16 protein-coding genes are annotated in these 22,379 nt (G+C 52.8%); 7 read left to right on the top strand and 9 right to left on the bottom strand.

The window, feature by feature from the left end:
* The first annotated feature begins 51 nt into the window (after positions 1-51).
* A complete protein-coding gene (locus ACYVH9_RS05735) occupies positions 52-1,353 on the top strand; it encodes a RagB/SusD family nutrient uptake outer membrane protein (RefSeq protein ID WP_460635339.1) in 1,302 nt (433 codons plus the stop codon).
* Between the two features lie 60 nt (positions 1,354-1,413).
* Here the strand turns inward: ACYVH9_RS05735 and ACYVH9_RS05730 are convergent, their stop codons facing one another.
* The 5 genes from ACYVH9_RS05730 to ACYVH9_RS05710 form a co-directional block, all read right to left on the bottom strand.
* Entirely contained in the window at positions 1,414-2,871 is a 1,458-nt protein-coding gene (locus ACYVH9_RS05730) for a BNR-4 repeat-containing protein (protein WP_460635338.1), read from the bottom strand.
* Between the two features lie 12 nt (positions 2,872-2,883).
* Entirely contained in the window at positions 2,884-4,554 is a 1,671-nt protein-coding gene (locus tag ACYVH9_RS05725) for a RagB/SusD family nutrient uptake outer membrane protein (protein ID WP_460635337.1), read from the bottom strand.
* Between the two features lie 13 nt (positions 4,555-4,567).
* Positions 4,568-7,903 carry a TonB-dependent receptor gene (locus ACYVH9_RS05720; protein WP_460635336.1) on the bottom strand — a complete coding sequence of 1,112 codons (3,336 nt, stop codon included), beginning with the start codon at positions 7,901-7,903 and terminating at the stop codon, positions 4,568-4,570.
* Between the two features lie 179 nt (positions 7,904-8,082).
* A complete protein-coding gene (locus tag ACYVH9_RS05715; protein ID WP_460635335.1) occupies positions 8,083-9,171 on the bottom strand; it encodes a FecR family protein in 1,089 nt (362 codons plus the stop codon).
* 108 nt (positions 9,172-9,279) lie between these two features.
* The gene (locus ACYVH9_RS05710) at positions 9,280-9,933 is read right to left on the bottom strand and encodes an RNA polymerase sigma factor (RefSeq protein ID WP_460635334.1); all 654 of its coding nucleotides are present in this window, start codon (positions 9,931-9,933) and stop codon (positions 9,280-9,282) included.
* Between the two features lie 322 nt (positions 9,934-10,255).
* On the opposite strand from ACYVH9_RS05710, the gene ACYVH9_RS05705 reads away from it, so the two are divergent.
* The 3 genes from ACYVH9_RS05705 (at position 10,256) to ACYVH9_RS05695 (ending at position 12,598) form a co-directional block, all read left to right on the top strand.
* On the top strand, positions 10,256-10,693 hold the full coding sequence (locus ACYVH9_RS05705; protein ID WP_460635333.1) for an FKBP-type peptidyl-prolyl cis-trans isomerase: 438 nt from the start codon (positions 10,256-10,258) through the stop codon (positions 10,691-10,693).
* A 124-nt stretch (positions 10,694-10,817) separates the two neighbouring features.
* Positions 10,818-10,991, top strand: a complete 174-nt coding sequence (locus tag ACYVH9_RS05700) for a hypothetical protein (RefSeq protein WP_460635332.1) — start codon at positions 10,818-10,820, stop codon at positions 10,989-10,991.
* Positions 10,992-11,215: 224 nt separating this feature from the next.
* Positions 11,216-12,598 (top strand): DUF4932 domain-containing protein, encoded by a 1,383-nt coding sequence (locus ACYVH9_RS05695; protein ID WP_460635331.1) that lies wholly within the window; start codon positions 11,216-11,218, stop codon positions 12,596-12,598.
* A gap of 53 nt (positions 12,599-12,651) precedes the next feature.
* Here the strand turns inward: ACYVH9_RS05695 and ACYVH9_RS05690 are convergent, their stop codons facing one another.
* Together ACYVH9_RS05690 and ACYVH9_RS05685 are read right to left on the bottom strand one after the other, a co-directional pair.
* A complete protein-coding gene (locus tag ACYVH9_RS05690; RefSeq protein WP_460635330.1) occupies positions 12,652-13,542 on the bottom strand; it encodes an SDR family oxidoreductase in 891 nt (296 codons plus the stop codon).
* 67 nt (positions 13,543-13,609) lie between these two features.
* Positions 13,610-14,509, bottom strand: coding sequence for a sensor histidine kinase (locus ACYVH9_RS05685; RefSeq protein WP_460635329.1), 900 nt, complete (start codon positions 14,507-14,509; stop codon positions 13,610-13,612).
* Positions 14,510-14,876: 367 nt separating this feature from the next.
* Here ACYVH9_RS05685 and ACYVH9_RS05680 point away from each other — a divergent pair, with 367 nt between their 5' ends.
* The 3 genes from ACYVH9_RS05680 to ACYVH9_RS05670 are packed head-to-tail and all read left to right on the top strand — an operon-like array spanning position 14,877 to position 20,264.
* Entirely contained in the window at positions 14,877-15,266 is a 390-nt protein-coding gene (locus tag ACYVH9_RS05680) for a sugar 3,4-ketoisomerase (RefSeq protein WP_460635328.1), read from the top strand.
* 47 nt (positions 15,267-15,313) lie between these two features.
* Positions 15,314-18,673 (top strand): putative type IX secretion system sortase PorU2, encoded by a 3,360-nt coding sequence (gene porU2, locus ACYVH9_RS05675; protein ID WP_460635327.1) that lies wholly within the window; start codon positions 15,314-15,316, stop codon positions 18,671-18,673.
* A gap of 22 nt (positions 18,674-18,695) precedes the next feature.
* Complete coding sequence (locus ACYVH9_RS05670) at positions 18,696-20,264, top strand: capsule assembly Wzi family protein (RefSeq protein ID WP_460635326.1); 1,569 nt, start codon at positions 18,696-18,698, stop codon at positions 20,262-20,264.
* On the opposite strand, the gene ACYVH9_RS05665 is transcribed toward ACYVH9_RS05670, so the two are convergent.
* Together ACYVH9_RS05665 and ACYVH9_RS05660 are read right to left on the bottom strand one after the other, a co-directional pair.
* Positions 20,227-21,243: an MraY family glycosyltransferase gene (locus ACYVH9_RS05665; protein ID WP_460635325.1), complete on the bottom strand. Its 1,017-nt coding sequence runs from the start codon at positions 21,241-21,243 to the stop codon at positions 20,227-20,229. The genes ACYVH9_RS05670 and ACYVH9_RS05665 overlap by 38 nt on opposite strands.
* Positions 21,221-22,375 carry a glycosyltransferase gene (locus tag ACYVH9_RS05660; RefSeq protein ID WP_460635324.1) on the bottom strand — a complete coding sequence of 385 codons (1,155 nt, stop codon included), beginning with the start codon at positions 22,373-22,375 and terminating at the stop codon, positions 21,221-21,223. The genes ACYVH9_RS05665 and ACYVH9_RS05660 overlap by 23 nt, the downstream gene beginning before the upstream one ends.
* Positions 22,376-22,379 lie beyond the last annotated feature (4 nt).

Below are 22,379 nucleotides of genomic sequence, written 5' to 3'. Positions count from 1 at the left end.
AGACCCCATCGGCGTAAACGACGGTTGGCTCCCTTCAACATTCGATCAATTATGAAATTCACACGTCTTTTTTTCCTTATAGCCGCTCTGTCGATGGCAGGTTGTCAACTCGACCTGACCAATCCGAACGGCCCCACCGACGCCCAGGTGCTCAACACCCGCGACGGCATGATTACGCTCAGCATCGGTATGCGGCAATTTTATTCGACGTCCGGGCTGGAATCACTTATTCTGGCCCCGGGCACCACCAGCCGGGAGCTCAAGGGCATTACCACTTTTACGAACATTCTGGAACTGGAAGCGGGTGGAGCAGGGCTGCCGACCTTCAACGGAAACGTGCTGGGTCTGTGGCTCCGGCTGCTGCGCGTGATGGGCATGGCTGAAGATATTCAGGCCAATGCCCCAACGGTTTTGGCGGGCGAGCCTGCCCTGCGCAGTGGCATACTGGCCCACGCCAACCTGTTCAAGGCGATGGCGCTGGGCGGCCTGGCAACGGGCTTTGAACAACTGCCGCTTCAGACAAACCGCAACGGACAGGCAACTTTCTCGGACCGCAAGGCCGCCATTGCCGAAGCCATTCGGCTGCTTGATGAAGCCGTTGCGCTGGTGACGGCCACTCCGCCGTCAACGGTTTTTAACACGCAGGTCGCCGGGCCAGACTTTGACCTGATCAACACAATCCAGGCGTACCGGGCGCGGTACAATCTGGTGGCCGGTAATTACGCAGCGGCTCTAACAGCCGCCAATGCCGTGAACCTGAGCGCCCGTTCGCAGTTTGTCTACAACACCCAGAGCCCGAACCCCATTTACCAGCAAGTTCAGATTTCGGCCAACTACGCGCCCCGCGCAGCTTTCGGTCTTCCGGCAACGCTGGTTGAAACCGGTGATAACCGGCTGGCCTTTTACCTGACGACGCCCGACAAAACCGTCAACGGCGAAGCCCTGAAAACCCTCAAAGGATTCTTTGACGCCATCGACCGCCCGATTCCGGTGTACCTGCCCGACGAAGTCCGCCTGATTCGGGCCGAAGCGCTGGTTCGGAGTAACGGAAATCTGGCGCAGGCGGTAACTGATATCAACGCCGTTCGTACGCAAACCACGGGCGATCCATTCGGGGTGTACGCTGGCTTACCCGCGTATGCAGGGGCTATCACGGCGGAAGCGCTGTTGCAGGAAATCTACAAACAACGGGGAGCGGAATTGTTCATGACCGGCCAACGTCTGGAAGACAGCCGCCGGTTTGGTCGTCCGGCCCCACCGGCCAGCCTGACGGAACGGAACCGTAACTTCTATCCGTATCCCGATCAGGAACGGCTCACCAATCCGAATACCCCCGCCGATCCGGCCATTTGACAAGTACACAACGAAAAAACCGGCCATTAGCCGGTTTTTTCGTTGATCAGCAGGTACGATTTAACGAACCGGAATCGGTTTTTCGGAATCGCCCTTCATCTGAGCGGGCAGCTGAAAAACCTGTCCTTTTTTGTTGCAGAAATAGAGGTACGATGCCGATGGTTTTCGGGCGTTGCCGTCGGCCCAGAAGGCGTAAAAATCAGGATGAGCCGCCACCGGACGGCGCGGATACGACTGATTTCGGGCCGGATTCTGGGTCACGCGCTTCACCTTCTTCCAGCTTTTGCCTTTGTTGCGGCTTTCGAGCAACACCAGGTCGCCCCCGGTTCCGTACGGTTGCGGTCCCGCTTCCGCCGGGCCGATGATGCGCCAGGTATTCCCTTCCACGTACAGCGAACCCATGTCGTAGTTGTGGTCCGATTCTGTAACGGGTTGAATGTTCCACTCCTTACCGGTCCAGTGCGCGATGTTCCAGACATACGGCCCGTTGTTGGGGCCGGGTTCCGGCCCTTTGCTGTTGACGTAGAGAATGATGGGGTGGCCCGCTTCGTCGTAGTTCACGTCGCTGATGTAGGCGTTTAACCCCTGGCTTTTGTACTCTTTGACCAGCGCCGGATTGCTGATCTCGGTCAATGGCACCTGAACGGTTTTTCCGTCGGCGGTATGCCAGCTTTTGCCAAAATCATCGGTTTCAACGTAGTAGACATTCGTACGGTAATCCAGTCCGGCCCCCACTTTGGTATTGGGGTGGTAATTGAACGCACTGCCGATCTTATTGCCCCGCTGCGCGCTGCTCTGGTAATGTCCTTCTTCAATGGTGCCAATATCCTGCCAGGCCGACCAGGTCACACCGTCCGGGCTGGTGATGGCCGACGTAGTCCGCCGGGGCTTTTTTTCACCGTACAGCAAAACACCCCGGTCGTAGTGCGTCATCAATCCCAGAAAACCGCGGCCGTTCTGGTAATACATCTGGAGGTACGAAAAATTGTCGAAGGGCACTTTCTGGCCTTTATCATCCAGACGCGTGGCTTCAATTTTTTCAAAACCATCGATGCTGTACGGCTGGCGGCTCCGGTGAATAAACGACGGTCGTTCGGTGCCGTGGGAGGTTGAGAATACCCAAACGTACCCCTGCGCATCGAGCTGAATCACCGGATTATCGTGCGCATCGTTGGTTTTTTTGTTCAGCAACAGTGTGGGTTTTGAAACCATCCCGGTTTTGTGGTCATACAGCCCAACCATGTGGCATAGTTCACGCGAGGTTGAATCCGTCACGCCACCGTAGCAGAAAAACGTTTTGTTAACCGCCGGAGCGTACACCGAAAATGGGTAGTGATTGGCCGGATACGTTCCCAGGCCGCCACTGTATTTGTAGGCATATTCGTTTTTGGTTGCGCCGATGTGGTACCAGATTCCCCGATAACCATCGGTTTTCTGACCGACCTGGCTGTGTGCCTGCTGCGCAAAAACCGTCATTCCCAACCAGCAGGCCAATCCCGTTACAATTCTTCGTTTCATAGACTGTCTTCGTTAATAATTCGGATTCTGTTTCAGCCCCGGCGTTGCATCGAGGGCGGTTAATGGCACCGGAAACAAGGCGTGATGCGGCTGAATGGTTTCTTTGGTCAGGTAGAAAAAAGCCGGTTCGTTCAGGCTGTATTTCAACGTCCGTTCGTACCAAAGGCCCAAGCGGTTCAGCGTAATCCGCCGGGGTTCTTCGATGATCAGTTCGCGGGCGCGTTCGTCCAGGATGTAATCGAGGGTTACCTGGCTGGCGGTAATCGGTTTTGCCTTCGCCCGGTTTCGCAACTGGTTGATATCGGCGGCCGCTTTTTCCCTGTCGCCTTTCATCAAATGTGCTTCGGCCCGCAGCAGGTAGGCTTCGGCCAGGCGGTAGACGATGAATTTGTAATTCGGCGTCGTGCTGTTGTTGATGCTCTCGATGATGCCCTCCCCTTTGCGAACCATCGGGTAAATAAACTGAATCGTATCGATCAGTCCTACGGCTTTGAAGTCAATTTTCTGGCCATAGAGCGCATTAGCTTTGTTATTGTAATACCAGTTGCGCCGGATGTTCCAGGGCGAATTGCGCATATCGCGCGCGTTTTCACCCGACCAGATGGTGTAGTTGAAGTAATCCGTTGTCCGGATATAACCAACCGGTCGACCGCCCAGTGAATCGGCCAGCGTCATGCCCTGTTTGCCGTTGGGCGCAATCAGGTTGGCATAATATGGTCCCCAGGTTCGTGACAAACTGGCCCCGGCCGCTCCGCCCGGCACCCGGTTGGCGGTCTGAAGCACCCAGATCGATTCCATATTTCCTCCGCTGCGGTTGGCGTTATTTTCCCAGAACAGATCCGAAAAAACATCACCGCCCCCCGCCGGAAAATGGCCGCTGTGGGTCGGATCGTTGCCAAACCGTTCGGTCATCAGTCGGTAATAGCCAGAACTGATGATTTTCGAAGTGGCTTCGATGGCCAGATCCGGCAAATTCAATTGCAGATAAAGGGTGCCCAGCAGCATGTTGGCGGTAGCACTGGTGAGCTGCCCCTCCGCTACTTGTCCCGGATTGGCGGGCAGGTTTTGGGCGGCATACTCCAGGTCTTGCCGGATGAAATTCAGCACGTCGGCTTTTGGTGCGCGGGTGAATTCAAACTGCGGGGTGGTAATTTCGCGCGTAATCAGCGGTACGTCGCCGTACAGATTGACCAGCGTATAATAGGCATACGCCCGAAAAAAGCGGGCCTGAGCCAGAATAGCGGTTTTCTCCGCTTCGGTTTTCCACGGAACTGTCGGTAGCTCAGCGCGGTCGATGATGGTGTTGGCGCGGGGAATCAACGTCTGGTAGGCTTTATCCCAGAAATACCGGGCCGCTTCGTGCGTGGAGTTGAAGAGCCGAAAATCGACCATCAGGTACGGACGGTGTTTTTGCCCGACCGATGCCACGTCGGTCCCCATGCGAAGGTATTCGCGGTATGGATACCCACCGTTGTCGGAACCGTTGTCGTTGAAGATAAAATTCCGGGCGTCGGAATACAGCGTATTGACGGCCAGCTGGAAGGTTTTGGCGTCCGTAAAAGCGTTTTCGCTGCTGAAGAAATCCTGCGGTTTTTCAATCAGCAGATCACTGCTACAGGAAATACCCAGACAACCCGCAACGGTAATGGCGAAGGCCGATATAACTTGATAAATTCGTTTCATGAGTCAGCAAGAATTATAAGCCAAGGTTGATGCCCAAAATGTAGGATTTCATGGTTGGATACTGCGTGCGTCCGCTGCCGGTGGTCTCGGGATCCCAGCCACTCCAGTTGGTAAACAGCACCGGATTTTTGGCGCTCACATAAACCTGCAAACGCGTCATTTTCAGCTTGCTCAGCAGGGCTTTCGCAAAATCGTAATTCAATGAAACATCCTGAATCCGAACGTACGACGGGTTTTCCAGCCAGTTGATACCGTACGAATTCTGGTAATCCATTGACGGATACCGGTTGCTGGGATTTTCGGGCGTCCACCAGTCAATGTATCGGTCGCGCACGCGGTACGTGAAGCTGGAAGCCGGATTCAGGATGCTGCCGTTATCGCGAACCCCACCCACCGAACCGCTAACCTGGGCAAACAGACTAAATCCGCGGTACCGCAGCGTGTTATTGAAGCCAAACGTAAAAGCCGGCACGTTGTAGCCAATGATCGAGCGGTCGTCGGGTGTAATTTTCCCGTCGCCGTTGAGGTCTTTGATCCGGTAATCGCCGGGGCGGAAACCCGCCGGAATGGTTTCACCAATTTGCCAGATGCCGTCGGTGGTGTAATTGTAATACGCTCCGATTGATTTACCGATGAACCAGCGGTTGCTCAGGTCGTCCAGCTCCCGCCCGTTTTCGTCGGTTGTGCCGTACAGCCGTACGATTTTGTTGACGTTTCGGGCAAAATTCAGGCCGGTGTTCCACTCAAAACCGCTCCGCTGAATATTGACGGTATTCAGGCTGATCTCGATCCCTTTGTTGTTGACCGCTCCGAGGTTGGACAAAATATTGCTGAAACCGTTCAGCGTCGGAATGGTCCGGTTAATCAACAGATCTTTCGTATCCGAGTTGTAATAATTCACACTCCCGGAAATGCGGCCTTTCAGCACGTCAAAATCCAGCCCGAGGTTCATCGCGTAGGTACTCTCCCACTTCAGATCCGGGTTCCCCATGGAGGTTTTGGCAATTCCGAAAGCCGTCTGACCACCAAACAGGTAGTTGTAGCCTGTATTGGGTTCAATCCGGCTCAGCGACTGGTAGCGTCCCGTGGCCAGGTTGCCGTTGGCTCCGTACGAAAGACGAAGCTTCAGAAAATCAACGAAGGTGGCATCTTTTAGAAAACTCTCCTCCGAAATCACCCAGCCCAGCGCCATCGACGGGAAAAAGGCGTATTTGTGGTTGGCGCTGAACAGCGAGGCTCCGTCGCGCCGACCGGTGAGTGTCAGCAGGTAACGGTCTTTGAACTTGTAATTCAGCCGGGCCATCATGGCAATTGCCCGGTAATCCGAAAAACCGGCGTTGGTGGTTTGGTTCGTACCCAGGTTCAGGCCGTAATAATTCAGCACGTCGGTTGGAAACGTGTTGGAGTTAGCCGTCAGGTCGTCCGCTTTGGCGTAATTATAGTTGTAAAGCAGGGTTACATCAACATTATGATCGTTGGCAAACGTCCGGTTGTACTTGACCAGATTTTCCAGAAACATATCCTGCGATTCGCTGATGGCATCGCTGGCACTGCCCACCCGATTGAGTCCGCCCGCGTTGAAGGAAGGGATGAACTGGTAGTTTTTCTGGGTGATGATGTTGTTGGAGTATGTGAACCGATACGTCAGCCCTTCGATGAACGGCACACTGATTTCGCCGTAAAAAATACCGAATAAATCCCGGCGCTGGTTGGTCACGGTATTGAGCAGCGGCATCAGCGGGTTGCCCACCAAACCGTCGGTCATCGGTATGGGGTTCAGGGTGGTTTGGGCCGAATCCAGGTACCAGCGGGCGTACGGACTCAGCCGAAACGCATTGGAAAGCTCCGCTTTGGCGCCCGACACATCCACAAATGACAGGGACGAATTGGTCCCGAACTTCAGCCAGTCCGTCACCTTGGTTTCCAGGTTCACCCGAATCGACGCCCGTTTGAACTGATCGCCCATAACGCGGCCCTGCTGGTCGGTCCAGCTTCCGGCGATGTAGTAGTTGGTGCGGGCAGTTTTGGCCCCGATGTTCAGGTTATAGCTCTGAATTGGAGCTGGTTGCGTAATCCGTTTGAGCGGATCAACGGTGATGCCCCGCTCGAAATTATCGACCTCGTCGGCGTTCAGGTACTGAACCGGGTTATTCAGGTTCGGCTCCGGGGCCACCTTCCGAAACGCCAGCGTTTTCTGGTAATTCAGGCGTTTCTGAATGTATTGTTCCGGCGTTTCCAGGTCCTGCGTCATCAGAAAATCCTGCATCCCGGCGTAGCTATTAAACTGAATGGTCGGCTTTTCGGTGGTTCCTTTTTTGGTGGTCACCAGCACCACGCCGTTGGCCGCCCGCGCTCCAAAAATAGCCGCCGAACTGGCATCTTTCAGAATATCGATGGAGGCAATATCGTTTGGGTTCAGGTTACCCAGCTGCCCGTTGTAAATAATTCCGTCAACAACAATAAGGGCGTTATTGCTACCGGTCAGCGAATTCTGGCCCCGTATCCGGATTTCCGATCCTGATCCGGCGTTTCCTCCGGCGGTGATGCTCACACCCGGCACCATTCCACGCAGCGCCTGGGTAATGTTGGTGTTGGGCAACACCTCGTTTTTGGTGTTATCGAGGCTGTTCACGGCCCCGGTCAGGTCTTTCTTTTTCTGGGTTCCGTACCCGATCACGACCACCTCTTCCAGCGATTTGTTGTCGGCTTGCAGGGAAATATTGACGGTAGTCTGATTGCCAACGGTAACCTCCTGCGGCAAATACCCCACGAAGGAAAAAATCAATATTGATGAGGCATCGGGAACAACCAGTTTATAGTTTCCGTCTACATCGGTGGTCGTTCCGCGTGTGGTGCCTTTCAAGACTACGTTCACGCCGGGTATGCCTTCGCCTTTTTCGTCGATTACCCGACCCGATACGGTTTGCTCCACGGTTTTCGTACCGGCCACCTGCTGATGGCCAGCCTCGGTAGGCAGCGCGCCGGTTTCGCCCCCGGAACGGCTCAGAACAATCTGCTGCCCCGAAATTTCGTAGCTAATTTCCAACGGTTTAAGCAAGCGCTCAAGAACGTCACCCAGCTTTTCGTTCTGGGCTTCGAAGCTAATTTTGCGGTTGGCCTGAATCCGCTGCACACTATACAGAAACTGCACATGGGCCGTTTTCTCCAGATTACGCAATACGGTTTTAACGGGCAGGTCCTTGCAGTCGAGACTCACCCGTTGATTCAGAAACTCCTGCGCGTTGGAATCCGCGGCATACGTCAGGCCCGCAAAAAGCAGCATTAGGCAGAGCTGAAAAGCCGTGAATCGCATAAATTTCCAAAGTTGGATGGTAAATTGATTTGGCATACTTTTGATTGTTTTTGTTGGTCACAAGACAAAGACATCCCTCACCGGTCGGGAAACCGGTCCAAATCAGGAACAGAGGGGAAATTTCAGGCCGATGGTGCGGGAACACTATCGGCTTTTTTGTGGAAAATCGGTCAAAAGTTCAGGGTCATAGGCAGGGAAAAAGGGTTGAAAATTTCTTAAGGAGAACAACTGTCTCCATGAATAATGATCTGGGTACCAACCGTTTCGTGCGAGGCCCCAATGGCCCGGCAGATATTGTTCAGTTTTTCGTACAGTGGTTCGTTGGCCAATTGAGCCGTCAGCGTACAGTTTTTCAGCTCGTCGGGGTTGTAGACCAGGTCAATTTTATAGGCCGCTTCCAGCTTTTGAAAAACCTGCGCAACCGGCGCTTCATCAAACACAAAGTCCGCTTCCCGGCTTCGTTTGTCGATCAAAATCGGTGCTTCAACCAGCGACTTGCGAAAAACCTGATCCTGCAACGAAAAGGATACCTGCTGGTTGGGCGTCAGCAAAACGCCCGCAGTGCGCTCATCGGTTCGTGCCGATGATTTGGAAACGGCTACTTTACCTGATTTGACCGCTACACTAACGTCCCGCGCGTGGCCGTACGCTTTCACCACGAAACTGGTGCCCAAAACCCGGACATTGACGGTGCCGGTATGCACAACAAACGGCTGCTCGGTTCGGCGAACCACCTCAAAAAATGCTTCACCGGTCAACTCAATATCCCGCGTCGGGGCCGTAAAAGCTCGCGGATGGGTGACCACACTTTTAGCAGCCAGTACCACCCGGCTGCCATCGGGCAGGGTCAGTGACAACGGTTTGGACGTACGGTTTTCGCGGCTAATCCGATCCGTGGGCTTTTCCAATACACCAGCCACTTCCGGTTTGGACGATTCCATCGTGCGCTCCCGCCGAACATACCAGGCCAGTCCGATCAACAGCAGTACGGCAGCCGCCACGCGCCAGGCGATGGCTCCCATGCGGTCACCGATTGACCGCACGGGTCCGGTTTGTTCTTCGGCCAGTTGTTGCTGAACGGTTTGTATCACCGCCTGTACTTCGCGGTCAGAAGGCAGTTGCTCCCTAACCGACACATGCTGGATCCAGAAACGGGCTTCTTCCACCACCTCAACCCGGTCCGGGTGTTCGGCCAGCCATTGTTGCCACACGCGGTCGGATGCGGCTGTCGGGCTTTTGACCCAATTGACAAACGGTTCGTCAAGAATAAAATCGGTTACTTCGTACGTAGCGTAGTGATCCATCCTGCTGCTCTTTCAAGAAGGGAGACCAGCGGTTTGGCAATCACTACTGAATTTTTTAAAGAAATTTTTTAACTATACTTTCAATAAGGTGATTATCAGGAACTTGCTTTACTCCCAAAGCAAGGAGAGTTCCCAAAGAAGAGTAGGCAGGATTGCCCAGGCACCGTGCCATTTTTTACGAAGTAGCCGCAAGGCCTCACTCATCAGGTTGTAAACCGATTGCCGGTTGAGCTGCATAAAGTCGGCGATTTCATCAAAGCTCAGGTTCTGATAAAACCGCAGGTAAACCACTTCCTTCTGGCGGGCCGTCAGCGCGTTGATTAAGCTGGTCAGTCGCCGGGCGTTCTGTTCACGTTCCTGCTGAATAATCAGATCGGTTTCGATGGAAAATTCGACGGCGAAGCTGGCATCCGGTTCCAGTTCATCCGACTGATACAACACCCGGTTGCGGCTGATTTCCCGCCCAATTTTCCGCTGAAGGGCACGCAACAAGTAAAACCGGGGCGATTCGGCCACCGAAATCTCAGCCCGCCGACGCCATATTTCCAGAAAAACCTCCTGGATGCAATCCCGTACCAGTTCTTTATCAAACGTCAGCTTGGTTCCGTAGCTGAACAAGGGCCGATAATGCTGCTGCATTAGTTCATTAAAAGCCTCACCATCACCACTTTTCACCGCGTTCCACACGTCACTACCCATCTCCTGCGAAGAGGGAAAACGGTTTAATTTCGGCGAAAAATGGGGCTCTCCAGATTCAGTCATGACAATCGGCTATACTACCTTAAGACATGACTTGATCAATTTTAACAATCAATTAAACATTTTTTATAAGCGAGCGAACGAAAAGCCGTCGGTATCTGCCCAAATTCAGTCGGTTGCGCAGCTCAGGCCGTTTGGGATCTCCCCGAAAATCGGCCCCTCACGGACTTTACCCGCTAAACGATGTGCATCCCATCAAAAGCGTTTATCTTTGCCCGACGGTTTCATTGAATCAAGCGATAAAAACCCTGACAGCGCTTGAAGGCTTGTTGGGAGCAAACTTTTTATGAAAAAATACGGTTTTCTATTCCTTATTTGGGCCTTTATGGCAAGCAGTTGCCTACGCAACGAACAAACACCCTGCGACCCGGCCATTCCGGCCACCAAAGCTCCTGAATCAGAAATCGCAGCCCTCAAGCAATACATCGAGACAAATAAAATTTCGGCCGTTGCCGACGAACACGGTTTTTATTACAGCATCCAAAACGCCGGTTCGGGAAATAAACCGACGGTTTGTTCTTCTGTGACCGTCAACTACGTTGGAAAACTGACCACTGGGAGTACGTTTGATAGCGGCAACGGAGTCAGTTTTGGCTTGAATCAACTTATTCTGGGCTGGCAGCAAGGCATTCCGCTGATTGCGCCGGGCGGCAGCATCACCCTGTACTTACCGCCCAGTCTGGCGTATGGTTCGCAGGCTCAGAGCGGGATTCCGGCCAACTCCATCCTGATTTTCACGATTGATTTAGTGCAGGTTAACTAGCATCGGCGGCAAACGATTAGGCCTCATCACTTTGGGGAGATTGCCTGCTCCTCATTCTGCTCTATAATTTACAACCGGCTTGTTACTTTCGGAGCATCCTTGCGTCTAATTGAAAAAGGACGCTATGAACAATCAATCACCATCCACGGCGTATTATCAGGAAGTTCGCCCCCAGGAACCGGTGGGATTAAATGCCTTGGAAGTGGCAAAGTGGGGATTTATCGAACTAGTTGTTATTGTTATTGTTGCCAGCCTGTTCAAGCTGTACCGACAAAAATCATCGCGAAGTACGCTGTAGAGCCTTCAGCCTGCTTGATCCATTCCACGGTTTTTGGCGTTGCCCGCGTAGCGAAGTGATCCAACCATGCACGGACTTATCCACCGTTATCTTCCTCTTACCCCACCTGCCATTTCACCGCAAACTGCTGCTGTGTATGCTGACTAACTTTTAGGAACCTTGCTTTGGGCATTGCTTTTTTTTAGCTAAACTTAGGAAGGATAACCTGAGACCCTTGCCCTTTCATGAAACTCTTCGCAACCTGTTTGCTCCTTGTTACGCCCCTGCTCCGCGTTTCCGCCCAAACCAGTCCGTTGCCAACCATTCGAACCAACCTGAACCACATTACCCTCTATATTAATAACGAGCGGGGCAATTTCAACGGCATCAATGAGCTCCCGAATCCGTTTTCCTACGATTTTGGTACCGAGCGGGAAACCGTCCCGCTGGCGCTGGCCTCCGAAAAAGATTCCCTTGCGCTGCTGTTGACCCAGGGACAAAAAACGTCCTTCCGGATCATCCGGGAAACCAAAAAGGATACGCTGATCTGTCATTTCAGTGCTCACAAGGAGGTAAAGGCCGCTACATTCACGGATGCCTACAAACAGGAAAATCAGGGCAAAACGATCATCCAGGTTCCGGAAGTATATGAGTTGATCAACATCATTTTTGCCCTGACCACGTACGGAAAAACCGACGCTATCTATAAAGACACCGATTATTACCGGGCGGTCATGGCTCATTTTACGCCCTACGCCCAGCACGCAGCCGTGCGCACCATCGATTCGCTTCTGACCAAATCCCAGGACTATTACGCCCCTTTGAAAATGGACAGTTATGCCTACGGTTTTACCGACAACTGGATTCAGAAGAAAGGCGTGTACGATCGACTCAGTTGGGGCGAAACAAACCAACTGGCACCCTACATTCCGCTCCTGGAGTCCTTTGCCAGCGAATCAAAATTCCGGTCATTTTACCAGAGTAACGCAGCTTATTACGCAAGCTTGATCTCCGATTTTCAGCAGAACGTCGACGTTGCCACGATGAAACGCTGGCTGGAAAAACAGTTTCCCCGGACCCATTATTCAGCCGTCAAAGTGCTTTTTTCTCCCCTGGTGGGCTGGAATCAGTCGGCAAATAACTTCAGCGACAACGGTTTTACGGAAGCTCAGGCTCATGTCAACTTCCCTTTTGTGCGTCAAAATGTGGTTCAGCAACCAGCTGCCATCACGAAGGCCAACCGAATGCTGATCATTTTTACCGAACTTAACCACAGTTACCTAAACCCGGAAGCAGACCAGTACGCCAAGCAAATTTCTCAGGCCTACAAAGACTTATCCGCCTGGATTACACCCGAGACGCCTTCCTCCAATTACAGTAACCCGCTGGTTTGTTTTGAAGAATACATGAACTATGCGCTGGTAACGCTCCTGTATGCCGATCTGTTTGATAAGTCCACCTTCGAGCAGCTCAAAACGAATCTGGAAAAAGATATGGTGACCCGGCGGGGCTTCAAACGGTTTCGGGAATTCGACCAAGAGCTATTGAGGCTGTATCAAAACCGTAATCCGGGCCAAACCGTGGCTGATTTGTACCCTGCCATCATCACCTGGTCAGAGCGACAGTAATGCGTCCTTAGACAAGCGATAGACCGCGTATAAAACGATTGGCCTACCAACGTTCAGGCACTCAATCCGGCAAATTCTGAGGCATATTCTTTTACAAATGATTGAAAACCCCTCGGTTTTCGGCCTAGTACATCCTGTACGACTGATGATACCGCCGAGGCTTCCCCGCGCGCATAGTGGGCGTAATCTTCCAGCAAGCCATCGGTCTGCCACGTCGGAAAACCGGCCGCCAGCAACCCCTGACGCATGGCTGCTGGTTGTACGTCGATGTACGCAACCGATCGGCCCAGTCCTTCGGAAAGCAACTCAGCGATTTGCGGGTGCGTTAGCGCTTCGGGGCCGGTCAGGTCATACACTTTTCCTTCGTGCTCGCTGTTCAGTAACGCTTCCACCGCCACAGCAGCAATATCCCGACTATCGATGATGCTGACAGCAGCCTTACCCGCCGTAGCGAAAAATGCTCCCTGCTTGACGATGGAATCCCGAAACCCAATCAGACCCTGCATAAATAAGTTGGGGCGTAGAAACGTATACGTTAACCCCGACTGACGGATGGCTTGCTCAACGACGGCATGGTAACGCAGAAACCGTACCGGAGAATGTGGATCAGCGGCCAGCTGGGAAAGCTTCACCAAGTGTTTGACGCCCACTTGCCGGGCTAGCTCCACAAAATTAATCTGCAACTGCTCGGCCTGCTCCGATGAATTCGTCAGCAGAAAGGCCCGTTCGATGCCTTCCAAAGCCGCCCTAACCGATTCAGGATCGCTTAAATCGCCGGTAACAAGCTGCACGCCCGGAAGAGTCGCCCATTGGGTCGCTTTTTCCCGCGAGCGCACCAGTGCTCGAAATGGAATGCCCCGGCCGGCCAGTTGCTGGGCTACTTGTGTGCCGACGGTGCCGGTAGCGCCAGTAATCAGAATGGAAGGGGCGATTGAAGTTGTCATGGTTTTTGTGATTTATACCTGACAAAATTCCGTCTTGCGCCCGGCTAAAAATTGTAAGAAAACGAAATCAGCAAGGCAGCGTCAGTCGTACGCACAAACCCCCACTTTCTGGCGCTTCGTACAGCACCGTCGCATTCAGCAGCCGGGCAAAATCCCGGATGATTTCGTGCCCTACCTGCGTATTCAGGCTCGGCGATGACTCACCGGTGCGGAAAAAGTGATTGATTGCCCGCAACCATTCAGGCGAAAGCCCAACACCCGTATCCGCAACCGTGATGCTGACACTTTGTCCTACTTGCCGAGCCTGAATCCGGATAAAACCGTCGTCCGTATTTTTATTTGCATTGTCAAGCAGGTTTCTGAGAACCGCTTTCAGCAGAATTTTATCGGTTTTTACCGTCAATGACGGCGGCACGTCCAGTTCCAGCGTATTTCCCTGATGTAAAATGGTTTCTTCGTACAGCGTTTTCAACTCTTTCAGCAGATCTACCAAATGATGTTCGAGGATATAAATTCGGTAGGATTTGTTCTGAGCCGCAATCCATTGCATCATTTCTTCCGTCAGAAAATGAATCTGCTGTGTCGACTGATTAATTTCAGTTATCAGATAATCAACCTCATCGTGTGAATCAGCTTTCCAGTTGCGAAAAAGGTAAGCCGTATTCTTATACAAAAAGCGTAAAGGCAGCCGCAAATCATGGATTAAAATGGAAATAAAATGGTCTTTTTTCACCATCGAAAGGTCCAGATTCTGTTGGGTCATTTTGAGTTGATCGTTGTGAAACTGCAACTCCGAAATGAGCCTTTGCTGCTGCAAAATCCGGGCTTCGGTTTCGGCATTCATTTTTATCTTTTGCTGCTGAACCCGATTTTTAACTACCCAAAATAGCAGAACGGAAATTCCAATTGTTAACGCAACCAGGACCGGAAACCAGGACGACTCCTGCCAGAAAAAGACTAGATTCATGCGTAGCTGCTTATAAAAAACCGCTGTCAGTCCGGGCAATAATCCAGGAAAATAAGCCATGCCGATCGAGAACAAAAACGGGTTTGTGCATCTCCGGGAGAATGACCAAAGGCTTACCCGATCAACCGTTTTGTTCCTTTTTTTGATTGCCATAGCGTCACGTATCGCCGAAAAACCTTTCAAACATAAAAAAGCCCAGGTCAGCCTTTTGTAGAAAAAAATTTATTCTGATCCTTTTTTTCCGCTGACTGGCTTTTTTCTGCCAACGTGCTCCTCCACGAAATGGACGATTTTCTACACGATTCGATCCAATCCGTTCATTGATTTGTAATAGGCTTACCCAGTTTCCTCAACGCAAACGGTTTCTATGGCAACCTTGTATACCATACAATCAGTAGCGAACCAGATTGCCGAACTGGAACACGTAACGGGTTTGTCATTTCTGCGTTCCTATTTCATTTATAACGTTCCACTGGATCAGTGTAGAGGCCATCACAGGCACAAAAACAACCACAGCATTCTATTCTGCCTTAGCGGTTCTGTTACGGTGTTTATTCAGTCGCCAGACGGCGACACAACCTACCGGCTAACGAGCCCAAACCAGGCGCTCCACATCGTTCCTTCCGACTGGCGCGTACTTTATAATTTTTCACCGGACTGCATAATCATGGCGTTGGCCAGTGATCATTTTTCGGCTTTGGATTACATCAATTACCCCTACCGATCTATTTCTAATTTAAGCGCTATTCTTGTCTAATACACTCGATCACAGTAAAAATCAATACCCTATTGTCAGACTGGTTTATGACAAAACTTTTCATCACTTTATTCTTACTTCTAACCATTTCGGCCGCAAATGCCCAGCGCGTTCGATTCGGAAATGAATGGATTCAATACGACCAAACCTATTACCGCATTCCGGTTACTGAACGGGCGGCTTACCGGTTAACGACCGCTGATTTACAGAAAGCTGGTCTTCCGGTTTCTACCATCGACCCGACGACCTTGCAGCTCTTCCGGCGCGGGGTTGAGCAGGCAATTTTTGTGGCCGGAGAGCCGGATAAAAAACTCGATCCACAGGACTACCTGGAATTTGTGGGTGAAGGAAATGACGGTTTACAGGATACGCTGCTGTATCGCCCCATGAACGCCCAGCCGCATCCTTACTACAGCATGTATTCTGATACAGCCGCGTATTTTCTGACCTGGCGTACCGACGGAAAGCCCGGCAAACGAGTTGCCATGAGCCAGGAAACCAACACGATTAACCTGGCCCCCGAACGGTTCCACCTGGCCGAACACCTGCTGGTGCTAACGGATGAAATGTCTACCAACCCGGCCACGGGGCCAGTACCTGCCATTACCCAATTCGAGGTATTTTTTGAGGAAGGCGAAGGGTGGACTGGCCCTATGCAACAAAAAGGCAAACCGTTTAGCCAGACGCTCAAACTGCCCGGCTGGTTCACTACGACTTCCGAAAAACCGAAACTAGATCTTCTGCTCAACGGACGCGACAATTATAGCCACCAAGTCGCTGTGTCAGTGGGTTCGTCGAACCGTTTACTGGAAACGCTGAAATTCAACACGTTCAAAACCGCACGGCTGACCGCCCAGCTCGAGGCATCCGATTTTGCCATGAATCCCGATCAGTCGGCGGAGCTAACGTTGCAGGCGGTTTCGAATGGCCCGGGTGAATTTGATCGTTATTCCATCAGTTCCATTCGGGTGCGGTATCCGCAGACCATCAGCCTAAAAAATGGCGCCCGCCAACTGCTTCACTTGCTACCCAAAACCGGCGGGCGTTCGTATCTGGAACTGGCAGATGCACCGGCCAACACCGTTGTCTACGACATTACCGACGCCAGTGCGCCCCGTCGCATTAACGGTATTCAGGACGGCTCCACGCTTCGTCTGGTTGTCCCGAATACCAACACCTCGCGCCGGATCTGGGTCAGTACCGACGTCGTAACACCCGCGCGCCTGGAACGGGTTGTGTTCCGGAAATACGATCCAGCCCAAGCCAACTATGTAATTGTCAGCCACGAGGCACTTATGAAGCCTACCGGTCAGCCCACCGATGCCGTTCACGCCTACGCAGCTTACCGCGCGTCGGAGCAGGGCGGACGCTACGACACCCTGGTGGTGACCATGAAAGCACTGTTCAATCAATTCAGCTTCGGTGAACGAACCCCGCTTGCCATCCGGCGGTTTGCCGATTACATGCTAACGACGGGAAGCAACAAGTTTCTGCTGCTGATGGGGCGTTCTTCCGTCTATTTCCCGTTCCGAAAAAATCCGAACCAGTACTACCTGGACCTGGTCCCCACCATCGGCAACGTGCCCGGTTCCGATATCCTGCTGACAGCCGGACTCGCCAATTTTCCGGAGAATGTGCCCGCGATGGCCACTGGCCGACTCAATGTGCTCTACCCGTTTGAGGTCCTGAATTACACCGCCAAAGTCAGGGAGTTTGAACGCAACGCGGCCAATGAACCCTGGCGGAAGGATATTTTGCACCTCAGTGGTGGCCGCACCGAAGCCGAGCAAGTGGCATTTAAGCGTATTCTGGACGAAGGCAAAGGATTCGCGCAACAGCAATACCTGGGCTCGCTGGTTACTACCCAGACCAAGAAAACCGACGAACCCGTCGAGCGCATCGACATCAGCGACAAGGTCAACAAAGGACTTTCCATGATTTCCTTTTTTGGCCACTCCTCGCCCACTTCCACCGACCTTGATATTGGCTACGCATCCGATCCGCTGTTTGGCTACCGCAACAAAGGACGCTACCCGCTGATGTTCTTCAACGGCTGCGGAATTGGCAACATCTTTTACGGCGGCACGGTCTTAAGTACCAACTGGGTCATCTCGCCAGACAAGGGAGCTATCGCCATTCTGGCGCATTGCTTTGAAGGATTTACAACTCCGCTGAACACCTTTACGCGTGAGTTTTACAAAACCCTCTTTACCGACAGCACCTACTTTTCCAAACCGATCGGCGTGGTGCATCAGGAAACAACAAGGCGGGTGATGGCCGCCACAAACGAAGCTCTCCAGATTACCAACGCGCACCAAATGGTGTTGCAGGGCGACCCGGCGCTTCGGCTATTTCCGATGCCTAAAGCCGACTTTCAGATTCACTCCTCCGGCGTTTCTCGCGTCGACAATGGTGCCGACTCCGTACGGTTGCGGGTGGTGGTGGTCAACGGAGGGCGCTTCAGCCAGCAGGAACGCCTGACCCTGACCATTCGGAAACGGCTGGCCAACGGCCAAACTCGTTCTTACAAAACCGTGGTGCGCCCGGCTGTTGCTTACCGGGATACGGTCTATTACAGCTTTCGGCCCGAGCTGGATGCTGGTGTTCCGACCCGTCACGAACTGGTGCTCGACCCCGAAAACCAGGTAGATGAACTGAACGAAACCAACAACCTGCTGGTTTTCACAATCTCAGCCGAAAACAACAAGTTCAAGGTCTCCTTGCCCGATTCCAGCGAGCAAATCCCACCCGACCAGTTCAACCCTTTGCTGGATGTCACCTTCGACGGCGTCCGAATTACCGATGGCGCTCTGGTTTCGGCCAATCCGCAAATTCAGGTGATTGTGCAGGACGACGACGTGTACCGCATCCGGCAGGATACACTCGGCCTTGATCTGCTGCTCCGCAAACCGTGTGAAAAATGCGACTTCACGCGCGTTGTCCTGAATAATGACGAGGTCAACTGGAAACCGGCCGGCCCCGACAACCGGTTTACGCTCCACTACACCCCAAAAAATCTGGCCGATGGCCGTTACACCTTGCGGGTTCAAGCTACCGACCTGAGCGGCAACAAGGCCGGCATTAGCCCGTACGAGATCAATTTTCGCGTCAAAACCAATGACAGCCTATCCGTCATCCAGGCAATTCCCAACCCGTTCCGAACGCATACCCGTTTCCGGTTTACCGTCACTGGTAAGCAGACACCGGGCGAAGGCTACCTGTCCATTCGAAACCTCAACGGGCACCTGGTCCGAACGATGCATCAAACCCTTCGAATCGGGGAAAACGGCTTTTATTGGGACGGCACGGATCAGGGTGGCGTAGCCCTGCCGAACGGCTTATACCTGTACCGGTTTGTCCGGAGCGATGGTCAGGATCAGGCAGGACGGGTTGTGTTAAACCGCTAATCTATTTTCCAGACCGGAAATGATGAACCCGATTCGACTATATGGAACCGTCTTGCTGCTGGGGTTCGCCGGTCTGCTCATCGCCTGCGTTCCGGCGCAGGGACAGTCTCCCGCTGCGGAGGTAAAAATTCCCGATCTATCCAAAAAAGAAATACGCGTTTTCGCCGAAACCGTTGTGGCGGCCGGAACAGCAAAGACCACGCCGTTCTGGCTTCGTGCCAATCAATACGGCATTGTTCCGATGACGGCCCCTTTTGGCTCCATCCGGGGGGGAATATCCGCGAGCTACCTGTACAATAAAGCCAAGCCATCCGATCTGATCCAGCACAAATCCCGGCTGATCGGTTGGGGGTACGGTTTCGAAGTAGCTGGCAATGGTAATCACCAGTCGAAACTTCTTCTGCCGGAAGCGTACCTGAAAGGTCGGCTCTGGTGCTTTGAACTAACGGTCGGACAACGCCGGGAAGTAGTCGGACTCGCCGATTCGACGCTGGGAACCGGGCCGCTGATCTGGGCCGGAAACGCGCTGCCACTGCCCAAAATCCAGCTTGCCTTGTCCGACTATACCCCCATCGGTTTCACCAAAGGAATCCTTTCCTTCCGGGGATTTTACGCCCACGGCTGGTTCGGCAACCAAGGAGCTGTTACCCATTCGTACCTCCACCAAAAGGCGCTGTATGGGCGGCTGGGTAAAGCCAGCTGGCCGGTTCGCTTCTACGCCGGGATGAACCACCAGGTGCAGTGGGCCGGGCAAAGCGAGGTAGTCACGGGTGAAAATCAGATCAAGGACGGGCGTTTTCCGACGGGTTTAAGCAACTACCTAAACGCCATTATGGGCACGTCGCTGGCGGCCCGGGGCGACAACATCGACACCACGCAATTCAGCAAAGCCGACCGGGGGAACCGCGTAGGCAACCACCTGGGAACCGTCGATCTGGGCCTGGAAATCAACGGAAAACGGTTTTCCCTATTGCTCTATCGCCAAAGCATTTACGAAGATGGCTCTCTGTTTTACCTCACCAATATTGCCGATGGCCTGCACGGTATTCGGTATCGGAACCAGCGACCTGCCAGCCAGGGCATCCACATCCAAACCATCGTTGCGGAGTATTTGTATACCCTCAGTCAGGGTGGAGAGCTTTTTACGTACCACGAAAAAGCGCGCGGCAACGACAATTACTTCAACCATACGCAGTACATCGACGGCTGGTCGTACCGGGGCAATACCGTGGGCACCCCGTTTATACCGCCCGCCAGCAGCACTCGCCCGGATTTGCCACGACCCCAAACCAATGAACTCGAATTATTCAGCAACAACAACCGCGTCAAAGTCTGGCACCTGGGGCTATCCGGCAGCGTGCACCAACGGTATTCCTTCCAGCTCAAATGCTCATTTAGCCAGAACCTGGGCACCTACGCGCTCCCTTTTCCGGCCAACACATCGCAGTTTTCGTCTATTCTGGTAGTGGGTGCTCCTTTTGGCGGGTTCCAAACCAGCCTCTCTATTGCCCACGATCAGGGCGGGTTGTATCCCAACCAGACGGGCATTCAGCTTAGCCTTCGAAAAACCTGGGACGTGTCTCCCCGCTGAGCGGATTGGCCGCCGGTTGGCCCGGATTCAGTAAGCGGTTTTTTAGCAGCCAGTAAAAAAATACCAGTACAGCCAGCAGCGCCCCACTGCCCAACCACTGCGTCTGCTCATCCCGCCTGACCAGTTCCAGCACCACAACGTTGATCAGCCCCTGAACCAGCGCATACAGGAACGCCACCCGTAAATGAGGCAACTTTAACCGGTGCACCAGGAGTTGATACAGGTGTGCTTTATGCGGTTGAAAAATGTTCTCACCTTGCACCAAACGCGACAAAATCGTCATCACGCTGTCGATGCCGTAAACCGCCAGCAGTAGCATATAGACCACCTGACGGCTTTCGCGCATCAAACTAACGAGCAGATAGATCACCAAAAACGCCATCGACACACTTCCCACATCGCCCGCAAAACAACGCGCCTGTCGCCGGGCATTAAAAAAGGAAAAAACAAGCAGACTAATCAGGGAAAAAACGGGCAGAATCGGATCCGTAAACGGTATCCAAAACCGATTGATAACAATCAGCGTCGCCACGGTTACGGCGCTGTAGAAAGCCGTTATACCGTTGATGCCGTCCATGAAATTGTACGCATTCAGGACCCCGCAGGCCACGATCAGCCCCGGAATCAGCCACCAGACACTTTCCTGCCAAAAACCCGTTTGCAGCAGCAATAAACACACACTAACTAACTGAACTACAAAACGTAATCGATTCGAAATGGAGTAAATATCGTCCAGAAAGCTGATCAGAGCCACCAGCGTCAGGCCCGCAAAAAAGATGGGGGATGCGAAATCAGTGACAATAAACGCGAAAAAAGCCGCCAGCCAGAAAATCACCCCGCCCCCGCGTACAGTCAGGCGGTTGTGCGAACTGCGGTGGTTTGGCGTATCAATGATCTGGTAATGAGTTGCCAAACGCAGGTATAGCGATTCGGCGATAAACAAAGCAAAGGCAATGCTAGCGTACAGGGTCCAGTTCATAGGTAGAAAGAGAAAGCAATGACGCGTACAATTCCAGTAACTTAGCTTCTTCAGTCGACCAGTTATAAACGGTTTCGGCGGCCCGTCGACCGCGCTGCCCCATCTGCTCGGCTGCCGCCGGGTGCTCAATCAAATACCGCAACCGATCCGCCAGCGCAACCGGGTCAGAAGGATCAATGCAAAAACCGCACCGGTTGTCCTCCACCACCGCGCGGTACAGCGGAAAATCCGCTGTAATTACCGGCAACCCGAGGGCCATATATTCAAACATTTTCGTGGTGTACGACTCCGGGTAATCGCCAATGGGTTGCAACAGTGCCAAACCGGCCACGGCCTTGGACGCATACGCAAACGCCTTATTCTGATCCGTATAGCCGTAAAAAACCAGATTATCCCGAATCGTATGGTAAGCGGGCAATGCTTCCATATCCCGCTCGGTAAACGAGCAGTGACCGAACAGGTGAACCTTAAAATCCGGGTGCGTCGCTTTCAGGCGAGCCAGCCCTTCCAGCAGCGTTACAATAGACCGCTCAAAACTCAGCCAGCCGATGTAGAAAAATTCGACGGGATCGGACGGACGCCGGTAAGACCGCCGAAAGCCATCCAGAAACGGCAGCAAGGGATAATTATAAATGACAGCACACGGTTTGGCCAGATCGGTGTACGTCGTCAAATAACCGTGCTCCGTAAAAATGAGGGAAAAATCACGGCGCGCCAACCGGTCAAAAAGCTGAAAACCACGCTTCAGAAGCCAACTTCGGTTATGCCGTTTCAGGTGAATTTTCTTGTACAGATTTTCCTGTACTTCATAAATCACTTTGCATCCCAGCCATCGGTAGCAATACGCAAAAGGCAAAAACTCCGGCGAATAAACGTGAATGAGCGACGGGCGCAGCCGCCACGTTTTCCAGAGAATCAGCGGACACGTTATCAGAAAACGCAGCAAAACCTGTTTGAAATAGGGAAGTTTGATGAAATGAACCAACGACGCGACTCGGGGATCAGCGCGTGGCACCGCACAATATACCTCGTAGTGATGAACCAGCGCGGGCAAGTACTTATACATGATGCGCGGATCATACGGAGGATGAGCCGTGCTGATGTGTAAAATCCGTTTTCGCTGTTGATTCATAACT

Source organism: Larkinella harenae (genome assembly GCF_054780515.1).
The sequence above is the reverse complement of the archived record's forward strand: the minus strand, read 5'-3'. Positions and strand labels throughout refer to the sequence as shown.

Bases quoted from the DNA above. Each gene is read 5' to 3' on its own strand.
- ACYVH9_RS05735 (WP_460635339.1), top strand. From the start codon at position 52: ATGAAATTCACACGTCTTTTTTTCCTTATAGCCGCTCTGTCGATGGCA.
- ACYVH9_RS05730 (WP_460635338.1), bottom strand. From the start codon at position 2,871: ATGAAACGAAGAATTGTAACGGGATTGGCCTGCTGGTTGGGAATGACG.
- ACYVH9_RS05725 (WP_460635337.1), bottom strand. From the start codon at position 4,554: ATGAAACGAATTTATCAAGTTATATCGGCCTTCGCCATTACCGTTGCG.
- ACYVH9_RS05720 (WP_460635336.1), bottom strand. From the start codon at position 7,903: ATGCCAAATCAATTTACCATCCAACTTTGGAAATTTATGCGATTCACG.
- ACYVH9_RS05715 (WP_460635335.1), bottom strand. From the start codon at position 9,171: ATGGATCACTACGCTACGTACGAAGTAACCGATTTTATTCTTGACGAA.
- ACYVH9_RS05710 (WP_460635334.1), bottom strand. From the start codon at position 9,933: ATGACTGAATCTGGAGAGCCCCATTTTTCGCCGAAATTAAACCGTTTT.
- ACYVH9_RS05705 (WP_460635333.1), top strand. From the start codon at position 10,256: ATGGCAAGCAGTTGCCTACGCAACGAACAAACACCCTGCGACCCGGCC.
- ACYVH9_RS05700 (WP_460635332.1), top strand. From the start codon at position 10,818: ATGAACAATCAATCACCATCCACGGCGTATTATCAGGAAGTTCGCCCC.
- ACYVH9_RS05695 (WP_460635331.1), top strand. From the start codon at position 11,216: ATGAAACTCTTCGCAACCTGTTTGCTCCTTGTTACGCCCCTGCTCCGC.
- ACYVH9_RS05690 (WP_460635330.1), bottom strand. From the start codon at position 13,542: ATGACAACTTCAATCGCCCCTTCCATTCTGATTACTGGCGCTACCGGC.
- ACYVH9_RS05685 (WP_460635329.1), bottom strand. From the start codon at position 14,509: ATGAATCTAGTCTTTTTCTGGCAGGAGTCGTCCTGGTTTCCGGTCCTG.
- ACYVH9_RS05680 (WP_460635328.1), top strand. From the start codon at position 14,877: ATGGCAACCTTGTATACCATACAATCAGTAGCGAACCAGATTGCCGAA.
- porU2 (WP_460635327.1), top strand. From the start codon at position 15,314: ATGACAAAACTTTTCATCACTTTATTCTTACTTCTAACCATTTCGGCC.
- ACYVH9_RS05670 (WP_460635326.1), top strand. From the start codon at position 18,696: ATGAACCCGATTCGACTATATGGAACCGTCTTGCTGCTGGGGTTCGCC.
- ACYVH9_RS05665 (WP_460635325.1), bottom strand. From the start codon at position 21,243: ATGAACTGGACCCTGTACGCTAGCATTGCCTTTGCTTTGTTTATCGCC.
- ACYVH9_RS05660 (WP_460635324.1), bottom strand. From the start codon at position 22,375: ATGAATCAACAGCGAAAACGGATTTTACACATCAGCACGGCTCATCCT.